The organism is Bacillus sp. 5w2, assembly GCF_054353775.1.
Window position 1 is genome coordinate 60,256 of sequence record NZ_JBTIWT010000015.1, and the last position, 21,247, is coordinate 81,502.

The window sequence follows — 21,247 nt, forward strand, 5'->3', positions numbered from 1 at the left end:
TATATATTGTTAGGAGGTAATGAACATGGCAAGCACAATGACTCCATACTTCGGAATCGTCGTTTCATTAATCGCATACGGAATCGGAACATTATTATTTAAGCATTCAAAAGGATTTTTCTTATTCACACCATTATTCGTAGCGATGGTATTAGGGATTGTCTTTCTAAAAGTAGGTAACTTTACTTTTGAAGAATATAATACTGGCGGCAAAATGATTAGCTTCTTCTTAGAACCAGCAACAATCGCCTTTGCTATTCCATTATATAAACAAGTTGATAAGTTGAAAAAATATTGGTGGCAAATTTTATCGGCTATCGTAGTTGGATCTATTTGTTCAGTAATTGTCGTGTTCATTGTTGCAAAAGCAATTGGTTTAGATACAGCAGTAATGAATTCAATGTTACCACAAGCAGCAACAACAGCAATTGCGTTACCAATCTCTGAAAGTATTGGTGGCATTCCAGCAATTACATCGTTTGCAGTTATTTTTAACGCAGTTATCGTATACGCATTAGGAGCATTATTCTTAAAAACATTTAGAGTGAAGCATCCGATTGCGAAAGGTCTGGCACTTGGAACAGCAGGTCACGCATTAGGAGTGGCAGTAGGAATTGAAATGGGTGAGGTAGAGGCAGCTATGGCAAGTATTGCTGTAACAGTAGTTGGGGTTGTAACCGTAGTTGTCATACCGATGTTTATGCCATTTATTGGATAGTAAAACTTACTTAAAAAATGAGAAAAGCAAGCTATTTGTAGGACAGATTTCTACTGATAGCTTGCTTTTTATGTTACAGTAGTGGTAAGACCTATTTAAACAAAATGTAAGTTTCCTTAAATCTTCATTAATACTGTGTAGAATACATTTTGAATTAGGTCATTGTATTGTAAAATAAGAAGTAAGCTACTATAGACCTGCTAATGTAGGCGTATAATGAGCTTATAAAAATCTTAATATGAATGAATAATTAAAAGTAGAAAAGAGAGAAAAATCTACTTATTAACGTTTTACTTTATAGGACAGGAGAGAGTACTCGTCGATTATGCAAATAAAAAACCTGTTTCAAAGCAAAGGATTTCAGAGGTTACTCGTATTAGTAATACTTGCTCTCGTGTTATACGGGCTACAAAGTATGTTGAATTTAATATTAATTACGTTTATTCTCACGTATTTAATGGATCGATTCCAAAAGTTTATTTCCCGCAAATTAGACCACTTTATGCCCATTAATCGAAAGCTCATCATAGCATTTCTATATGTCATGTTAATTGGTGGAATTGCTATTACGCTATTTAAATATTTACCAGTATTAACGATACAAATTTCACAATTGATTTATCAATTTAACGTATTTTTAAGAAACCCACCAGATAGTGAATTAATTAAGTATGCAGTTAATGCTGTCAATCATATGGAACTTTCGAAGTATGTAGGACAAGGCGTTGACATTCTGTATAAATCGATTACGAATGTTGGGAAATTTGGCCTTCAAGTGTTACTTTCTTTAATTTTAAGTTTATTTTTCTTATTGGAAAAAGCTCGTATCGTTGCTTTTACTGCAAAATTTAAAGAAAGCCGACTTGCAATTTTCTATACTGAAATTGAGTACTTCGGTAAGAAATTTGCACGTTCATTCGGAAAAGTAATCGAAGCACAATTTTTAATCGCAGTTGTTAACTGTGTTTTATCCGTTATTGCACTATGGATATTAGGATTCCCACAATTACTAGGTTTAGCGTTAATGATTTTCTTACTTGGTTTAATTCCAGTAGCCGGGGTGATCATTTCGTTATTCCCACTTTGTATGATTGCTTACAATATCGGCGGTATTATGTACGTTGTTTATATTTTAATTATCGTAACAGTGATTCATGCGCTTGAAAGTTACGTATTAAATCCAAAGTTTATGTCGCAAAAAACAAATTTACCGATTTTCTATACGTTTATGGTATTAATTTTCTCAGAACACTTCTTAGGTGTATGGGGACTGATTATCGGTATTCCAATCTTCATCTTCTTATTAGATGTCTTAGATGTGACAAGTGATGAAATGGAGAAGGATGTTGGAACAAAATAAAGTGAAGTAAAGAAAAAGCATCGGTGTTCGATGCTTTTTCTTTTATAACATTATGTTTCTTATGCCATACTGTAAGGAGAATATAGAATAGGGGTGAAAGAATGGCTGTAAATGAAAAGGTAGAATTAGCTACATTTGCTGGAGGGTGCTTCTGGTGTATGGTTTCGCCATTTGAAGAGATGGAAGGGATTATAAAGGTTGTTTCTGGCTATACAGGTGGTCATAAAGAGAATCCAACGTATAAAGAAGTATGTTCGGAAACGACGGGACATTATGAGGTAGTACAAATTACATTTGACGCAAATAAAATGCCGTATGAAGAGTTATTAAATATATATTGGAGACAAATTGATCCGACTGATATAGGAGGACAATTCCACGACCGTGGACAGTCTTACGAAACGGTGATTTTCTATCATAATGAAGAACAACATAAGAAGGCAGAGGCTTCAAAAGAAGAGCTTGCAAAGAGTGGCCGCTTTTCAAAGCCAATTGCGACAAAAATATTGCCAGCTGCTACATTTTATCCAGCTGAAGAATATCATCAAGGATATCATAAGAAAAATACATTCCGCTATGAGTTATATCGTAAAGGTTCGGGACGAGATGTTTTTATCAAACAACATTGGCCGAAAGATAATGCTCATTTAAAAGAAAAACTAAATGAGATGCAATTTTATGTAACACAGGAAAATGGCACAGAACCACCATTTCGAAATGAGTATTGGAACCATCAACAGGAAGGTCTTTATGTAGACATCGTTTCAGGTGAACCGTTGTTTACTTCTATAGATAAATTTGATAGTGGATGTGGATGGCCTAGTTTTACAAAACCAGTTATGGCAGCAAGTTTGAAAGAAAAAATGGATGTGAGTCATAATATGACTCGTACAGAAGTGAGAAGTAAGGAAGGGGATTCACATCTTGGGCATGTATTTCCGGATGGTCCAGGACCAAATGGCCTTCGTTACTGTATTAATTCTGCAGCTCTTCGATTTATTCCAAAAGAGGAATTAGAAAAAGAAGGCTATGGTGATTTCCTAATCTTGTTTGGAAATAAAAAATAACCTCGCAGTTAGCGAGGTTATTTTTTTGTTATTTTGCTTTTTTCTTTTTAAATTTGCTTAATGCTTCATAAACGATTGGAACAATAAGAAGTGTTAATAACGTTGAACTTGTTAATCCACCGATTACTGTTACACCAAGTCCTTTAGAAATTAAGCCGCTACCTTCAAATCCTAATGCAAGCGGGATAAGGGCCCCGATTGTTGCGATTGCGGTCATTAAGATAGGACGCAGGCGTGTTGCACCAGCTTCTAATAAAGCTTCACGTGTTGATAGACCTTCATTTTCTTTATGAATAACGCGGTCGATAAGCACGATTGCGTTTGTTACAACGATACCGATTAACATAAGCGCACCAATCATTGCAGAGACACTTAACGTTTCGCCAGAGATTAGTAAGGCAACAAGAGCTCCGATAATTGTAAATGGTAGCGAGAATAAAATTGCGAATGGTGCAAGAGCACCGCCAAATGTAACGACAAGAACGAAGTATACAATGGCAATCGCAGCTAACATCGCTAAGCCAAGTTGCTTGAATGATTCTTCAATATCTTTTGAAACGCCGCCCATAGAAACATCCACGCCAGAAGGAAGATCCATTTTATCTACTTCTTTTTGGACTGCAGCAGATGCTTTTGAAACATCATCAGATGTTAGTTTTGCACTTACTTCCACATAAACACGGCCATCGCGGTGTTTCACTGTATTCGAAGTTTCTCCTTCTTTTACAGTCATCACATCTTTCACAGCCACTTCATTACCAAGTGGTGTTGTAATCTTTCGGTTTGTTAAGTCGTCGATTGTTTCATAATTTTGTTTTTCAGCTTCTACATATACATTGACATCTTTACCGTCTTTTTTAATTGTTGTTAGAACAGGGCGATCATGTTGATTAGAAAGTCCCATTCCAATTTGTGCAGCCGTTAGACCCATCTTACTTAGTTTTTCTTGATCTGCAACTAAAGTGTACTCTGCATACGTTTTTGCAATACTAGAGTCTACATCCTTTAAGTCTTTATTTTTCTTCATGATATTTTGAATATCTTTTACGACAGGCTTAATGTCTTCCGAGCTATCTCCGTAAACGTATAGTTTAATTTCGTTACTACCGCCACTCGCTCCGAAATCTTGGTTTTTCCATTCGCCTTTTCCAGACATCTTTTGTAAATCTTTTACGACTTGTTCTTTCTCTTTTTCGAAGTCTTTCGTGTCGTTATCATATTGCACGAAGAACATTGCTTGGTTTGATTGACCAGGACTCATTGGGTTTTCGCCACCTAATGAGAATTGAATTGTTTTGACATTTTTATTATCTTGGAAGTGCTTTTCAGCCTTCGTTGCAATTTTTTCAACGTCTTCTAACGTTTGACCTGGTTCAGGGTTGTACGTTGTAATAATCATTTTTTCTTCTTCAGATGGTAAGAAACTTACACCGATAATTGGTACAAGTGCAAGACTACCTACTAATAGAAGGACAGCGACACTGGATGTAATGATTTTATGATTTAAAGCCCATGCAAGTATGCGTTTATAAATGTTTGCTAATTTACTTGGTTTTTCTTCATGATGTACTTCTTTTTCCCTCATGCTTTCTCTCTTAAATAAGGAATGAGCTAGCATTGGTACAATTGTAACCGCTACTAGTAACGATGCTAATAAAGCAAAGACGATAGTTAAGGCGAATGGTAAGAACATTTCACCAATCATACCTTTTACTAGTCCAAGAGGTAAGAATACAGCAATTGTTACAATGGTAGAAGACATAATTGGGATAAACATTTCTTTCGTCGCTTCACGAATTAAATCTTTCCCGCGCAGTTTCTCTTCTGATAACGACATACGTCGGTAAATATTTTCAATAACAACAATGGAGTCATCGACGACGCGTCCAATAGCGACTGTCATTGCTCCGAGTGTCATAATGTTAAGCGTAATATCCATTTGTTTTATGACTAGTACAGCAATTAATAAAGAAAGAGGTATAGAAACGACAGAGATTAATGTTGTTCGGATATTTCGTAGGAACAGCATAATAATAACAATCGCAAAGATAGCACCAAAAATTGCTTTGCTCAGCATTGTTTCGACTGATTTCTCAATAGGTGCACCTTGGTCGAATGTTGAAATGATCTCTAAGTCTTTATATTTTTTCTCAAGGTCTTTTACTTTATCTTTCACTGCATTTACAACATCAACTGTATTCGCATCAGCAGCTTTCACAATTTGAATTCCAATTGCTTCTTTTCCATTTGTTCGAGAAATAGATTCTGCTTTTCCGACTTCTTTAATGTCAGCAATTTCTTCTAATGTAACTGTCGGAATCCCGTTCATAGCAGCTGGATTCATTTGTGGTGTTTGTGCACCAGCTCCAGCATTTTGACTACCTTGACCGCTCGGTGATGAAGGAATAGCTGGGATTTTTAGTTCTTTTAATGCTTTCATTGTTGTAATATTTCCATCTACAACAACTGATTTTTCCGTGTCTTTAAATGTATATAAGCCAAGTGGTAAAGATACGTCCGATCCTTTAATTACATTTTTTACAGTATCTTCACTTAAACCTAATTCTTTCATCTTATCTTTCTTGAAGACAAGTTGTACTTCATCTACTTGTTGACCTGAAATTTGGACAGATGCGACCCCATCAAGTCCTTTTAATCCTGGAACAACATTTTTTTCTACATTTTCAGTTAAGGCAGCTAAAGATTCATTTTTACTTGCTACGCTTAACGAAATAACTGGGAAGGCATTGAAGTTTACACGTGAAACTTTTGGATCCTTTACGCCTTCAGGCAGTTTCACATTTGCGAGAGCTTCTTTAATTTCTGTTTCAGCCTTTTCCATATTTTTATCAAAATCATATTCTACCTGAATAGAAGATGCGTTTTGAAAAGAGGATGAACTAACAACGTTTACACCACTTAAATTTTGCAGTTGCTCCTCCATCGGTTTGGAAACTTTGTCAGCTACTTCTTCTGGTGTAGCACCAGGGTAAACCGTAGTTACTGTTACAACCGGTGTTGTAATATCAGGAATTGTTTCCAGCTTCATATTCAGCCCAGAATAAATACCTGCAATGGTAACAATAATGGTTAGTAGCCAAACTGCGAACTTATTTTTTAATGAGAAATTAATGATTTTGTTCATGTTTGCGCTCCCTTTTTATCATATTGACCAACTGGTCAGTCTAATACATAATATAACTGACTGATTGGTCAGTCGTCAATGAAAAGAGATGGTATAATAAAGTGGAACTTTAATCAGTGGGGGTTATGTTCATCACCCACTGATTATTAGCCTTCACCAATCGGGCTTTTACGGGCAGTTAAGTTATCTCCCACCTATCTTTCTTGCATTTGCTGAATTTTGAGGTGGGAGTCTTACTGCCTAGCGAATAGTGGGATAAATTCATAATAAGATGCGAGATTGAATTTAGGAGAGACGATATGAAAGAAAAAGAGCGCTTAATTATAGAGATGGCTATGAAGTTATTTGCGACTAAGGGTGTAAATGCGACATCAGTGCAGGAAATTGTGACAGCATGTGGCATATCTAAGGGAGCTTTCTATTTATATTTTAAATCGAAAGATGAGCTTTTATTAGCAACACTTCGATATTACTATGACAAGATTCAAAATAAAATGATGGATATTGATAAAGAATCATTATTACCACGTGAAAAATTTGCAAAACAATTGTATTGCCAGTTTAACGATATACAAAAGCATAAGGAATTTATTATTATGCATGCGAGAGAAAATGCTATTCCTTTTAATAAAGAAGTGGAAGAGTTTATGATGCGGATGAAGTTAGAGTCTCACGCATTTTATAGGAATAGTTTACTGTCTATTTATGGTGATAAGGTTATGCCATATTTATTAGATTTTGTAATTATGGTAGAAGGCATATGCCGTGGATATTTAGAATTGATCATTTTACAAGCTCCAGAAATTGACTTATCTTATGTCTCTGCTTTTATTTTGAAAAGAGTGGACGATTTAGTAGACGGATTGGTAAAATCTTCGGAAGAACCCGTGTTACATGAAGAAAAGCTTGGAGAATTTCTTTGCAAATCAGAGCTTATTAAGGAGCAGGTTAAGGAACATTTTTTAAAAGAAATTATTGTGTTTAAGCGTACATTAGCTGATCAATTAGAAGATGAGGAATTGCTTGTTACATTAGATGTTTTGGAGGCAGAAATGAGATTGCAAAATCCAAGGATCCCGGTCATTCAAGGGATGCTATCTAATTTAGATATATATCCAAATTTAAAAGAATTTCGTTTGAGGCTTATGGGGTATTACAATATAAAAAGGTAACAATGATAGCTTTCATTGTTACCTTTTTTATTATGCATTCACTTTTTCTTTTGTTTGTGTAGTCTCTTCTTGCTCAATATTGATTGTCTCTTTTACGATATAAATTGGACGGTTTTTACTCTCGTCATAAATACGAGCAATATATTGGCCAACGATGCCAAGACCAAGTAACTGAATACCGCTAAAGAATGTAATAGCAACCATAATAGATGCCCAACCTGTTTGCGTACCAGTGCCAATGATTTTTACAGTAATTGTATATAGTAAGACAATTATTGAAACGAGAACTGATAATAATCCTAAAGTCATAACGATACGTAACGGTTTTGTTGAAAATGCAATAATGCCATCTGATGCAAATTTAATCATTTTCTTTAATGGATATTTTGTTTCACCAGCAAAGCGCTCATCACGTTCATATTCAACATACGTTTGGCGGAAGCCAACCCAAGACATCATACCACGGATGAAGCGATTTCGCTCAGTCATTTGATTGAAAACATCAGCTACTTTGCGATCGATGATTCGGAAATCACCAGTATCTTTTGGGATATCGATATCAGACATGTAGTTTAAGAATTTATAGAAATATTTAGCTGTTAAAAGTTTAAACCAAGTTTCACCTTTACGTTGTTTACGTTTTGCATAAACAACCTCATATCCTTCTTCCCATTTTGCAATAAGTTCAGGAATAACTTCAGGTGGATCTTGTAAGTCTGCATCTATAATTACAATAGCGTCACCTTTTGCAGCAGCAATACCAGCTGTAACTGCTACTTGGTGTCCAAAGTTACGTGCGAAATTAACGATTTTTGTACGGTAATCATTTGCTGCAATCTCAGATAAGATTTCCATTGTACGGTCTGTACTACCGTCGTTCACAAAGACAAATTCGTAATTAATATCATTTTGAAGCATAACGGACTTTAAACGGTTATAACATTCCTGTGCTACTTCTTCCTCGAAGTACATAGGAACTACAACCGAAATTAATTTTTGCATGTTGTATCCTCCGTAGTTTTAATAAGTTGTTCAAGTTTAATTAGTAGTCTTTTCAGTTTGGTTGAATGTCCAAATTTTATTAAGGACAAAATTTATAACCATTCCGACACCAATTGCGAAGATTTGTGCAATTAATGCATTAAAGGTAAGTTTATCTACTAATATAAATAAACATAATGTATTAAAAGCCAATACAATTAAATTTACAGTTAGAAATTTAAAGAACATTGACGTACTTTTATTATTAGGTTTAAACACCCAATTTTTGTTCCAATAGTAGCTATTGGCAACACCAATTAAATAGGCAATTGTATTCGCAATAAGGTAGTTCATCCCGAATTTTAATAATATCCAAAAGCTAATAATTGTAATGAGCGTATTAAAGATTCCTACTAAACCAAACTTTAAGAGTTTCTCCATAATAGTATCCTCATCTTTATAAAATATATAAACAAAATAGGAAATGTAGAAAGGTTATTCATACATAACAACTATCAATTATAGCATAGTTTATGCTAAGATGTTATATGTTTTGAGTGGATATCATTTTAGGATATAGAATAAATCTGTCAATAATAAAAAAGGTTACTTTAAATTGGTATAATGGGCAATATGAAAGCAAACATGGAAATCATGGTAATATTAATGTATAGTAGCTGGGAGTGTATTTTTTTTAGGAAATATAATGTTTTCCCGTATAAAGATTTTAAGGAGTGAGTTTTTTGGAACGTTTTTCTGGATTGTTTTCAACCTTTTCTACACGTGCCATATACGGCATTTATAGCTTTTTCGTTGCGATATTAATTTTTGATTATTTTTCGGATACTCAAAAATACAATTATGTAATGATAGTAGTTGGATTCTTACTTTTATGTACAATTGGAAACTTTATACTTAGTAGCGGATCGCTATATCTTGAAAGATTAAATGAAAAAATGTGCTTTTTTGCACTGTTAATTATTTGTCTAGCAGTGAAAACAGCGTGGATTCTTACATATAAGATTGATCCAATTGGTGATTATGAAGCCTTTTTTAATACAGCAAAAGCATTAGGTGACAACTTTGTTATTCATGATAGATACGTTGCATTATTTCCACATATTTTTGGTTATGCTTCATTCTTAAGTATCTTCCTAAAAATATTTGGGGCAAACTTTATGATTCCACCAATTATTAATGTTGTTTTAACTACAATTTCGATGGGATTAATATATTTTATAGCTAGAAGAATTGGTGGAGTGAGAACAGCGATAACAGCAAGTGTTTTATGGATTCTCTTGCCATCACAAACGATGTATAACATGTTTGCACTTTCAGAACCGTTGTATTGTACAATACTATTATTAGCCTGGGCAATTATGATAATTGTTTATGATAAACTTGAAAATATAACGATTGCAAAGGTTCTGATGTATTCAATTCTATTAGCTGCATTACTTGTATTAATAAATATGGCAAGACCAATTGCAGCAGTGCCAATTATAGCCTTAGCGATATGGATGTTTATCATAGATACAAAGCATATCGGAAATAAAAAGCTACTTATTAATAAGGTGGCATATGTAGGGGTTATCATTATTGGATATTTAATGATGTCTTCGGCGGTAAATCATTATGTAACATTACGTTTAGGTGAAGAGATAGCAACAGTGCCGGGATACAATATTCATGTAGGATTTAATAAGGGAGCCTCAGGAACATGGAATCCAGGAGATTCAGCATTACTATATCATTATAGTGGTCAACCAGGATGGAGTGCTCAGGACGTTCAAAAGCAAATGCTTGAAGAGGCGAAAAAGAGAATCAAAAATGATGATATAGATTTCGGGAAACTAATGTATGATAAATTTATTATCTTTTTAGGGAATGATGATCAAGCTGTTAAATATGCAGATCCAATTATGGACCATAAAGTACGCTATACTATAATTTCTAATGTTTTCTATTACTTTTTACTAGTTACTTCACTGTTCGGAGCGTTAGTAGCTATAAAAAATAAAAATAAATCTTCACTTTTAATTATTTGTTTATATGTGATTGGGCTAACAATGGCACAAATGATAGTAGAAGTAGCACCGAGATATCATTATTCGGCTACAATACCTATGATCTTTTTAGCTGCTTTTGGTATTAGTCACATTTACAATAGAAAAAGAGTATAAATAAAAAGGCATGAGCTCAGTATTGCACTGAGCTCATGCCTTTTTTATTTGGCCTTTCTTTTAGACACGAGACGATAAACTACATATAGTCCAGCACTTTGAATGATTGTAAAGCTAGGGATGATAAAGTATCGATATCTTGTTTGATATTCAATTAAGAAGTGAATCGTTATATAACCAATTATTAATAATAAAAATAGTGTGTAATGTGTGTTATTTTGCTTAGTTAATAAGAGATAAAAAGTTGCTAACGTACCAAATAACATAGTTGTAATATATATATATTTATCGTATATCTTAAGGTCTTCTTGTAAGGTAATCATATCATTCTCTGTGTTACTTAGTGTTGCCAGACTCCATACTGGAGCGGAATCATAATCTGCCCACATAATTGTGAATTTATCACCAAATAAAGATAAAACCTTTTGTGGATCAGCTAGTCGTTCTTGAATTAATTTCTTCTCAACGGCTTCTCGTTCTTTTCCAAGTTTAAAGGACATAACATAGTCTACATCTGCTGAAGAATATCCACCTCTTGTTTCGTGATTAAGTCCTACTGTGAATTTCCAGAGAGGATCCCTGTTAGATAGCGGATATTGGGTAATTCCGGCAGATATAAATGAAGAACTTATAATGTAATGAACAAGGTAAAAAATGATGAAAATCCCAGACAATTTTTTTATAGAAGTTAAAATATCCTGTTTTGATTTTCCTAATATACCTTGTAAAAAGACATAAAGGGCTACTGCAATCAAAACTAAAGCGCCAAGTGGACGCATAATATCTCCTAAAGCTAGGCAGATCCCTATAAAAATCCACATATATTTATGGGTTAGGCCTTTTGTAATTAATAAATAAAACCCAAGATAAAATAGAAATGTGGCAATGTGTTGATTCGTTAGTAATGAGCTTAATACAATGCTTGGGATATATAATGCATATAGCAATCCAGCCATTCTTCCAGACCACTCATTAAAAACATATGAAGTTATTTTGTAAATTAGCCATGTTGTTCCTGTGCAATACATTATATTTAAAAGTTTTAGAAGGAAAGGGCCTTCACCGAATAACTTAATAATGAGTGCTTGGTACATTGTAAATCCAAGTTGATAAACCCATGAAGTATAATAGTCATCTTGTGCAAAACTAAAATCGCCTTTAGTGGCTTGAATAGCACTATTGTACATCACTGAAAAATCTGATTCGATAGGAGTAGGAACGTTGAGAACCCAAATTAATCGAACAGAAAAAGCTAAAATAATAAGTGAAACGGTAAATGTAAATGTAGACATATACGTATTAAAAATATACCCAATAAGTAAAAATAGAAGACCTATTATAATAATAATTGGGATTATAATAAAGGACTGTGTGTCGGTTTTTTCTTGGATTACCACTATCGATTGCCACGTTATAGCAGCAGAAATAATTAGACATAGTACTAATAAGCACTTTACAAAAAATGTATTAAGTTTTAGGGGGATTGTGCGTTGCATCACTAAAAACTCCTTATCAAATTGCATGGTTATTTTAAAACGAAATCCCTTTACACATTAAATATTAGTGTAAAGGGATGTTGTTAGGGGATTAAGAATTTTCTTGGGCCCATTTTTCTACATCCCAAGTTTTTGTTATCCAATCTTCATAAAAGTCTGGTTCGTGGCATACAAGAAGAATTGTCCCTTTGTATGCTTTCATCGCTTTCTTCAACTCTTCTTTTGCTGTAACATCAAGGTGGTTTGTTGGCTCATCAAAGAGTAGCCAGTTACTTTCTTCACCCATTAGTTTACATAAACGAACTTTTGCTTGTTCGCCACCGCTTAATTGATTCAGTGGACGAGAGATATGTTCGTTTTTTAAACCGCATTTTGCTAACATTGCACGTACTTGATGTTGGTCTAAGCTAGGGAATGTATTCCAAACATCATCAATTGGTGTTATATTATCAGCTTTTACTTCTTGCTCGAAGTATGATGGGTTTAAGAAGTCACCAAGACTTGTTTTTCCGCTTAATGGTTTAATTTTACCTAAAATCGTTTTTAATAGCGTTGATTTACCGACACCATTACATCCAACAATTGCAATTTTTTCACCACGTTCAATTGTCATTGTTAATTTCGGTAATAATGGATGTGTATATCCGATCTCTACATTTTCCCCTTCGAAGACAAAGCGACTACTTGCACGGCTTTCTTTAAAGGAGAACTCAGGCTTAATAGCTGTTTCAGGACGATCGATACGCTCCATGCGATCAAGTTGTTTTTGACGGCTCTTTGCACGGCCTGTCGTTGAGTAACGGGCTTTATTTTTTGCAATAAAATCTTCTTGCTTTTTAATAAACTCACGTTGCTTTTCATAAGCGTTAATATGTTGGTTTTTATTGATTTCTGCCAGCTCTAGGAATTTCTCATATGTTGCTGTATAACGCGTCATTTTTGTGAATTCTAGATGGAAAATAACATCGACACATTTATTCATAAATTCCGTATCATGGGAAATTAATAGGAATGCATGTGGATATTCTTTTAAATAATTTGTTAACCAATGAATATGTTCAACGTCTAAATAGTTGGTAGGCTCATCTAATAGTAATACTTCTGGTTGCTCAAGTAGTAACTTTGCAAGTAATACTTTTGTACGTTGTCCACCACTTAATGCCGCAACATCACGATCTAGACCAATTGCATCAATTCCAAGGCCGCGTGCTGCTTCTTCAATTTTAATATCTAATAAATAGAACCCACCTGCTTCAAGGGCATCTTGAATTTCTGCCATTTGTTCAAGAAGTTCCTCTAATTCTTCCGGTGTAGCGGTTCCCATTTTTTCTGCAACTTCATTTAAAGCTTTTTCTTTTTCAAATAAAGGTAAAAACGCATCTGCTAATACGTCACGAATCGTGCGACCAGGTGTTAAAATGGTATGTTGGTCTAAGTAACCATAATTTGTACCAGGTGTCCATTCTACACGGCCTTCGTCATGGATAAGCTGACCAGTAATTATATTCATAAATGTTGATTTACCAACACCGTTTGCTCCAACTAATCCAACATGTTCTCCTGCGAGTAAGCGCATGGATACATCTCTAAATAATGTACGATCACCAAATGTATGGCCTAATTTTTCAACAGTTAATAAGCTCATAATATCCTCCGTTCGTTTCTAAATAGTGTCTTGAATCATGATACTAAATTCTTGGATATAATGCTATCATTTCAAAAATATATAATGTAATTGATCAGCAGGGGGGATGCGATTATAAAAGAATGATGGGTTACTTTGTAAGAAATAAGCGATGCAGGAGAAATAAAAAACAAGGTGTAACCATTTAATAAAAGTAGTTACACCTTGCTTTTTATTTTAAATATCCACGAACAATTCCGCGTAAGCGATTTGCGTGGAATTTGCGCTTATCATTAGAAATATTTTGTGTCATACGGAATGTTGCCGCAGCGACAGCACGTAAGAAATAAGGGAATCCATAGTGTAAGCGAATAACTCTACCAAAACCACCAGCATAAGAAACGGCACGTTTTAATGATTGCTCATTAATAATTTCTTCTTTTACAGGATGGTATACGAACAGATCTTTTCTAAATAAACCAGTATAATTTTGTTTCATACCACGTAGTACAAAGTCAGTTTCTTCACCAGCTCCATAAATCGTGCCAGAACCAACACCTAAATCTTCATCAAATGTACCTACATCTTGTACAAATTGTTTTGTGAAGAATAGTGTGAAAGAAGGTCCCATGAATCCATATTTATTATTTAAAATAATGTCTGAATTCGGTGCGTGTATTAAAGAACCTGTGCCTTCCACATTTGTAGTGTTTGTTGAGATGAAATGAACATCTTTATTAGAGTTGAAAGTTTCTAATATACTCTCTAAAACATTTGTTTCATAAATACAATCATCATCTGGAAAAGCGATGAAATCACCATCTGCTACTTTTAAGCCTGCATTTCGAGCTCTCGATAGTCCTTTAATAGGTGTATAAATGTAATGAATAGAAAATTTTTCTTTATATTCATCAAATAAATCAGAGATTGGCGTATCATTTTGATCTACTACGATAAGTTCAAAGTTTTTGTAAGTTTGTTGTTCAAGTGATTTTAGTAAGTCAAGAATATCATCACGTCTGCCACAAGTAGCCATGATTAAAGAAAATTTCAAGTTTAACAGCTCCTTTTAGAGATTGCGTTTAAGCCTTTTTGAATCGTCCTAATATCTTTTCAAGTAGTGAAAAGAGAATTTCATCCTTTGTTATAAAGAGGATAAGGGCATATGTTAATCCACACGTTATTATTACTAGGATAACTTGTAGTATTTGTCCAGATACGAGCATATCAATAACGAATGCTATCGGGACAAATGTTAGTGAATAAAATAGATATTTAAGTTTTTGTATATCGAATAAAGTATAGTTCACTTTTAATTTCTTTTTCACATAAATATATTCAAATGTGATTAAGAAACAATTCGCAATTGTTGTTGTGAAAATTGCGGTTGTTGGTGTAAGTACATGGAAGTATATTAGTGCAATATTGGATGCTAAGTTGATAAATCCGCAAATGAATAAAAATCGCACTAAAATGCTTTCTTTCTTTTTCACATAAATAATTTGATTCGATAAAATGGACTCAATACCGACTGTAATCATATAGAAAGCGAAAACAATTAATGTATTACCAGCCTCAGCAAATTGTTGTCCACCGTAAATAACAACAGCTCCATGAGCAATGAGCATTAAACCAATTGAGGCAGGGAATAGGGTAATGAAATATACTTTTGAAATTTTGTTTAATAATGATTCGTATTCCATTTCAGATGCGTTCCCTGATAAGTAAGACAGTCTTGGAACGGTTACTTGTACAACACTTAACATAAGTGTATTAATAATCATCATAATTTGAAAAGCCATTACGTAATATGCAACTTCTTCTTTTCCAACATATACTCCTAAAACCAGACGATCTAATTGAGTATATAAAATATTAGCATTTGAAAAAATCAAGACTAATAGTAACGGTTTTAAATGAGGAATAATCGTTAAGTCGGAAAAATCAAATTTCACTTGGCGTTTCACATATATAAAGCTAATAGAGTGGTTTAAAAATGTCGATAAGACTAATAAACCAGCAAATGTTTTGTAATCGTCGACCCCATGAATGAAAGAGAAAAGAAGTACGACATAGATTAATCGAACGATAACTGTTTTTTTAGTGATGAAGTCATAATTTTCATATGCTTCATTGAACCATTCCACATAAAACATATTAGATATAAAGTTAAAACCGAAAATAAGAAGAACAGGAAATAGACTTTCATGTCCGAATCCAATATAACTAAAGAGCACAAAGGCTGATAAAGCTAAAATACTAGTTGTGAAGTTAATTACATAGAGACTTGTAAATAACTTAGAAACTTTCTTTTTATCGTTTTTAATTAAGCTAATTTCACGTAAACCATATTGATATACACCAAATACGGCGAACACGAAGAAGTAATTGAAAAAAGTTTCAGCAAGGTTAACGGTTCCAATTGAATTTGCTCCTAATGTTCGATATGCGTAAGGACCAACTAAAATTGGAAGTATAATATTAAACGTGTTGAGCAGTATTTTATAAAAAATATTTGAAGCAATTGATTTCTGCATAATTTCACCTTTCCATTAAAATAATCCAGTTTCATTAAAATACTTGCTATGTCATAGTAAGTTTTTTTGCTAGAGTTAATTTTCTCAATATAATGAAGTGTAAGGTGTTTTCTACACTGTTTACAAATCCTTAAATTGTTTTGTTGACCACCCGTATAAGTGTACCCTACATAAACTTTGTAAAGCAACTGTTGATGGGATAGAAGCGTATTATAAAGTGAAACTTTAATCAGTGGGGTTTTGTTCATCCCGCGTTGATTATCAGCCCTCACCAATCGGGCATTTACGGGCAGCGGGGCTCCTGCCTAACGTCTTTGCTCCAGCCGAATTTTAAGATGGGAGTTTACAGCCCGAAAATAGCGGGATAAATGAGATTTTATCAATTAGAAAAAGTTAATAGCGAGCGGGTATGTATAAAAATATTACATAATATGTGTGAAAAGGAGTAATGGTTGTATGAAGGTATGGAATTGTTTATAAAAAATGAGCGAATATGTGATAGCTATTCGCTCAGAAGATGTTTTAATGGTGGAGGTCTATATACTCCAAGGTTTACTTAAAGTTAAAACTTCAGCCATTTCCTTGCTTTTTACACGCCCTTTTTTTCTACTTTCTGCACGCTCAGAACCAGTTGTGTGTAGCCAATGTTCTTCTTCAGTTTCCGGTAGTACTTGTGGAACAGATGAAGGTTTTCCATCTTTTAATGCAACGAATGTAATGAAACATGTTGCAGCTATTCTACGTTCGCCTGCTAATAAATTCTCCGCAATTACTTTTACGAACACTTCCATCGAAGATTTTCCTGTATAACATACGAATGCTTCGTAACAAACAGAATCTGCTTGGTGAATGGGAGTTAAAAAATCAACAGAATCGATAGATGCTGTTACGCAATGTTTACGGCTATGTCTTGCAGCTGCAATTGAAGCAATACTATCAATTTCTGCTAATAATTTTCCTCCGAAAAGTGTTTGATGATTATTTAAATCATTCGGAAAAACACGTGTTGTTTTAATTGCTTTGGATTCTCGCATGAATTTCTTTTCCATATGGTCAGCCCCTATTTTCTGTTTTCAATCAGAATGACATGTATTGTAAGTGGAGTACAAAAATATTAAAAATCAATAGATATTTAATGAAGTAAAGAATTCCAGAAGAGGGTTAGTAAAACTTCTGTATTTGTATTCATGTAACTGAAAGAAAATTTATCACTATATAAAGTGTAGTGTAAAAGAGGATTCGCTTACATTGCAAGTGAAAAAATTCGGACCCTGTATTTGTCATAGAAATTCCCTATCAGCTGTGTACCTATTCATGATAGAATCGTTTTGTTATGAATGGAAATAGAGGTGCAATGGACATATGAATCATATACAAACAAATTTTTCGTCTTTTTTCAGTAAAATAATGATTGGTGCGATGCTCGCATTTTTTGTTTATAGTTGTTGGTCTGCGTTTGAAACAAGTAAACAATTTTTTGGCGACAGTACAACAAGTGTAACAATCGTATTGGTTATTTTTGTTATTCTCATGCTGTTAATGGCATCGATTTTACAGTATCGTTTTACAGATAAACAATTTCTTGTTTTTCTTATTAGTACATCTATAGTTGTGAGACTTAGTATGGTTTTATTTGTAGATGTTCCGATTATCGGTGATATGAACGCGATGTTTGAGTCTGCAAAGCAGATTGCAATTGGTAATAGCGTAGAGAATGTAGCGCAGTTACCTTTTATTATTTATGAATCAATTATTATTCGTGTATTTGGCGATACAGTATTCGCATTGCAGTTATTTAATGTTTTATTTTGCACAGGGACTGCATTTTTCATTTATCGTATTGCAGCAATGGTTTTTGGAGAAGAGTGCGGGCGTATTGCGTCTGTATTTTACGCTTTATATATTCCAAATATATTTATGAGTTCCTTATTAACATCAGAATCGCTCGCAATATTTTTATTTTATTTGGCTTGTTACATACTTTTATATAAAGGTTTAGATCATCCTTATATGTGGGTGCTTTCAGCAATTTTATTTGCATGTAGTAATATGATGTTTCCAATGGGGGTATTTCTTCCTATTTTTATTGCTGTATATGTGTTGTTAATTGAACTCTTTCAATCAGCAATGAAGAAAAAAGTACTATTAAAGATGATAGGGATACTGATTTTATTTTATAGTGCTCATTTTGGTGTGAGTTATGGAATTCAGACAATGGGAATGTCACAATATACGATTTCAAATGAGACGTATGTTCAATCTGTTTTAATTGGAAAAGAGAAAAATGAGGAAAAAACAACTAAGAATCAAAGCGTAACAGAGCATATTGATCAAAAGCTAAAAGAGATTGAAGAAGAAAGATTTAAACTTTTAAAGCCAGTAATTAATCAATTCTCAGATGAGGGAATACATTCTATTCTATTTAAATGTGAAAAACTTATATATATAGCGGTAACATTGTTTATGTCTATTGCTTTATTACACTTTCTTATTAAACAACAACAAAATGAAGGGTATATGTTGTTCTTATTGTTAATTAGCGGATACGTATTGTTAAGACTCTTCCAAGTAAATATGGCATATTACAATCTTATTGTGCCAGCATTGTTTATTTTGCAAAGCTTTGGTGTTTATATGAGCTATGTGTATTGTCAAAAAATATTCTTCAGAAAATAAAAAGAATCCACTTTGGATTCTTTTTTTATTGATGGATGGTGAGGATTAGCCGTCAGCAGAGATAAAGAATCTCTACTGACATAAGCTTCACTCTATCGGTTCAGTTCCAGTTGTAAACTATCAGCTGTTAGAGCCATTTTTGAGGAATCGTCTTGAATTCCTTTCATTACTTGTGAAATGGTTTCTAACTCATTCTCAATTTTTTTATTCTGTTCTTTCGAGTTAGACATGTCTTTCACAATTTCTTGGAAGTATTGATCTGTTGCAGACATACTATCCGTTCCTTCAGATACGAGGGAGCTAATTTGTTTCACAGAAGAAGAGACACGAATAATTTGTTCATTTGTTTTTTCAACGAGCTTTGTAACGTTGAATATAGATTCTTTCGTTTGCTCGGATAACTTTCGAATTTCTCCAGCTACAACAGAAAAGCCTTTGCCAAATTCCCCAGCACGTGCAGATTCAATCGCAGCATTTAGTGCGAGTAAATTTGTTTGCTCTGCAATGGATTTTACAATATCTATAATTTCGTTAATTTTGTTAGAAATATCGAGAAGTTCATGAGTATCTGTAATGATCGTTTCCATGTTCGTTTGAATGTATTCCATTCGTTTATTTTGCTGATTTAATTGTTCTTTCCCTTTATTCGCTTTTTCTTCTGATGTTGTAGCTAATGATGTACCTGTTTTGGCAATTTCTACAATAGTTTCAGATTTAGCGGTTAATTGTTGAATAGAAGAACTCGTTTTTTCAGATACAGATGCTAGTTCTGTTGCAATATGCGTAATGGTCATAGCTGTTATTTCTTTTTCTTTTTCAAGTTCTTTTTGCATTCTTTCATATTCAGATTCATAAGCTGCAAGAACGAGTTCTTGCTCAAGAGTGAATAATTTGTTTATAACATTTATGGAATAAGAAAAATCATCAATTGTTGTAATTTTCGTTTTTAAAATCTTCATGATAGAGCGGAATAATTCTTGATAAGCAGCTGTATACCACTTTCTATGTAACCCAATTTGTACATGCCTTTTTGCAATTCTAACGCGTTGGTCAATAAAATCTTCATGCATATCTCCGCTGAATAATTCTTTTATATGCGTTTTTAAAGTTTGCTTTAGTTTTGGAATAGAGCTATAACGTTCAATAACAGTAATTAAATTAGGCTGTTTTGTAATATTGGCATAGAATTTTTCCGTAATCCAATCAATTTCTTCATAAATAAAGGGCTGCAGTACCTTTACGGTTTGTAAATCTTCTTTTGAAATATGTAGCATGTCCATTTGAATTTTCAGTTCAGAATTAGTAGGCACGTTAAAAGTGATTTGTTGCTCCTTACTTAATTCAAGTATACTGGCGTTTGTTTTATTTGTATGTTTTTTAAAAACCCCGAGCATCGTTCTTCCCCCTGTGTATAAAGCGTTTTCATTTTTGTTTCTTATATAATTATATATTTTTATATACAATTACTCTACATTAGTGTGTAGAATAGTATATAAATTAAGAGAATTCTATGTAGAATTCTCTTAATGGCCTTTATTAATTTTAGCATGTGTTTTAAAGAAAACTGGGAAATGTACATTATATATTACAGTGACAACACGAATAATGAATGTTACTAATAAACAAACATAGAAAGCTAATACGTGTGCCCCCATTGCATATGTGATTAGGAAACTAATTGCTCCTAAGATAGAAGCGATTGCGTAAATCTCTTTTCGGAATACGTAGGGGATATCTTGAGCGCAAATGTCACGCAAAATACCGCCTCCAATACCTGTAATGACTCCCATTGAAACAACTAAAAATGAGGCGTCAACATGATGTGACATTGCCGCATTTGCACCAATAGCCGTAAAAACACCTAAGCCAACAGCATCAGAAAGCATGATAACGACTTGTAGTTTATTGATACGCTCAAAAAACATACAAGTAAATAATGCTGATAATACACTTACGAAAAAGTAAATGGGTTTAACAAATGCGACAGGAGGCAGGTTACCGATCATAATATCACGAATAATACCGCCGCCGAGAGCTGTAGCTACAGCTAAACAAAGGACACCGAATAAATCTAAATCTTTTTTTAAACCAACTAATGTACCAGAAATAGCAGCGGCGATAATGCCAAGAAACGTAAATATGTCGATTAATAACATTGCTGTAATCCCTTCCTCCTAAAGATGTTCCAGAGAAAAAATATACACTAAAGTTATGTAAATAACAATGCATTTTCGTTACATGTAGAAAAAAAGAAAGAATGAGGAAAGAAAGCGCTTGAAAATGCAAAT

Annotated in this window: 16 protein-coding genes and 1 pseudogene; 6 read left to right on the forward strand and 11 right to left on the reverse strand. The window is 33.6% G+C overall.

Annotated features, from left to right (window positions below):
• Positions 1-25 precede the first annotated feature (25 nt).
• The 3 genes from lrgB to msrB all read left to right on the forward strand — a co-directional run bounded on the left by lrgB (position 26) and on the right by msrB (position 3,145).
• On the forward strand, positions 26-718 hold the full coding sequence (gene lrgB / locus ACXY7N_RS21685) for an antiholin-like protein LrgB (protein WP_000168869.1): 693 nt from the start codon (positions 26-28) through the stop codon (positions 716-718).
• Positions 719-1,043: 325 nt separating this feature from the next.
• Entirely contained in the window at positions 1,044-2,078 is a 1,035-nt protein-coding gene (locus ACXY7N_RS21690) for an AI-2E family transporter (protein ID WP_016085374.1), read from the forward strand.
• Positions 2,079-2,179: 101 nt separating this feature from the next.
• Entirely contained in the window at positions 2,180-3,145 is a 966-nt protein-coding gene (gene msrB, locus ACXY7N_RS21695; RefSeq protein ID WP_016085375.1) for a peptide-methionine (R)-S-oxide reductase MsrB, read from the forward strand.
• Between the two features lie 28 nt (positions 3,146-3,173).
• Here msrB and ACXY7N_RS21700 read toward each other — a convergent pair whose 3' ends face one another.
• Positions 3,174-6,290 (reverse strand): efflux RND transporter permease subunit, encoded by a 3,117-nt coding sequence (locus ACXY7N_RS21700; protein ID WP_016085376.1) that lies wholly within the window; start codon positions 6,288-6,290, stop codon positions 3,174-3,176.
• Between the two features lie 299 nt (positions 6,291-6,589).
• Here ACXY7N_RS21700 and ACXY7N_RS21705 point away from each other — a divergent pair, with 299 nt between their 5' ends.
• Positions 6,590-7,462 (forward strand): TetR/AcrR family transcriptional regulator, encoded by an 873-nt coding sequence (locus tag ACXY7N_RS21705; protein ID WP_098985810.1) that lies wholly within the window; start codon positions 6,590-6,592, stop codon positions 7,460-7,462.
• 30 nt (positions 7,463-7,492) lie between these two features.
• Here ACXY7N_RS21705 and ACXY7N_RS21710 read toward each other — a convergent pair whose 3' ends face one another.
• Positions 7,493-8,464 (reverse strand): glycosyltransferase family 2 protein, encoded by a 972-nt coding sequence (locus ACXY7N_RS21710; protein WP_016085378.1) that lies wholly within the window; start codon positions 8,462-8,464, stop codon positions 7,493-7,495.
• 36 nt (positions 8,465-8,500) lie between these two features.
• Entirely contained in the window at positions 8,501-8,884 is a 384-nt protein-coding gene (locus ACXY7N_RS21715) for a GtrA family protein (RefSeq protein ID WP_016085379.1), read from the reverse strand.
• 302 nt (positions 8,885-9,186) lie between these two features.
• Here ACXY7N_RS21715 and ACXY7N_RS21720 point away from each other — a divergent pair, with 302 nt between their 5' ends.
• Complete coding sequence (locus ACXY7N_RS21720) at positions 9,187-10,626, forward strand: glycosyltransferase family protein (protein WP_098985811.1); 1,440 nt, start codon at positions 9,187-9,189, stop codon at positions 10,624-10,626.
• A gap of 44 nt (positions 10,627-10,670) precedes the next feature.
• Here the strand turns inward: ACXY7N_RS21720 and ACXY7N_RS21725 are convergent, their stop codons facing one another.
• From ACXY7N_RS21725 to ACXY7N_RS21745, 5 genes are all read right to left on the reverse strand, one after another.
• Complete coding sequence (locus ACXY7N_RS21725; protein ID WP_016085381.1) at positions 10,671-12,122, reverse strand: ArnT family glycosyltransferase; 1,452 nt, start codon at positions 12,120-12,122, stop codon at positions 10,671-10,673.
• Between the two features lie 91 nt (positions 12,123-12,213).
• Positions 12,214-13,767: an ABC-F family ATP-binding cassette domain-containing protein gene (locus ACXY7N_RS21730; RefSeq protein ID WP_016085382.1), complete on the reverse strand. Its 1,554-nt coding sequence runs from the start codon at positions 13,765-13,767 to the stop codon at positions 12,214-12,216.
• Positions 13,768-13,978: 211 nt separating this feature from the next.
• Complete coding sequence (locus tag ACXY7N_RS21735) at positions 13,979-14,800, reverse strand: glycosyltransferase family 2 protein (protein ID WP_016085383.1); 822 nt, start codon at positions 14,798-14,800, stop codon at positions 13,979-13,981.
• Positions 14,801-14,828: 28 nt separating this feature from the next.
• A complete protein-coding gene (locus tag ACXY7N_RS21740; protein ID WP_016085384.1) occupies positions 14,829-16,283 on the reverse strand; it encodes an oligosaccharide flippase family protein in 1,455 nt (484 codons plus the stop codon).
• Between the two features lie 536 nt (positions 16,284-16,819).
• Positions 16,820-17,332 (reverse strand): acyl-CoA thioesterase, encoded by a 513-nt coding sequence (locus tag ACXY7N_RS21745; RefSeq protein WP_000412135.1) that lies wholly within the window; start codon positions 17,330-17,332, stop codon positions 16,820-16,822.
• A gap of 313 nt (positions 17,333-17,645) precedes the next feature.
• Here ACXY7N_RS21745 and ACXY7N_RS21750 point away from each other — a divergent pair, with 313 nt between their 5' ends.
• Entirely contained in the window at positions 17,646-18,959 is a 1,314-nt protein-coding gene (locus ACXY7N_RS21750; RefSeq protein ID WP_098985812.1) for an ArnT family glycosyltransferase, read from the forward strand.
• 92 nt (positions 18,960-19,051) lie between these two features.
• On the opposite strand, the gene ACXY7N_RS21755 is transcribed toward ACXY7N_RS21750, so the two are convergent.
• The 3 genes and pseudogenes from ACXY7N_RS21755 to ACXY7N_RS21765 form a co-directional block, all read right to left on the reverse strand.
• The gene (locus ACXY7N_RS21755; protein WP_431154533.1) at positions 19,052-19,792 is read right to left on the reverse strand and encodes a methyl-accepting chemotaxis protein; all 741 of its coding nucleotides are present in this window, start codon (positions 19,790-19,792) and stop codon (positions 19,052-19,054) included.
• A 63-nt stretch (positions 19,793-19,855) separates the two neighbouring features.
• Positions 19,856-20,353: pseudogene (locus ACXY7N_RS21760) on the reverse strand (protoglobin family protein); the annotation flags it as partial.
• 129 nt (positions 20,354-20,482) lie between these two features.
• On the reverse strand, positions 20,483-21,115 hold the full coding sequence (locus ACXY7N_RS21765) for a trimeric intracellular cation channel family protein (RefSeq protein WP_000924376.1): 633 nt from the start codon (positions 21,113-21,115) through the stop codon (positions 20,483-20,485).
• Between the last annotated feature and the right edge of the window lie 132 nt (positions 21,116-21,247).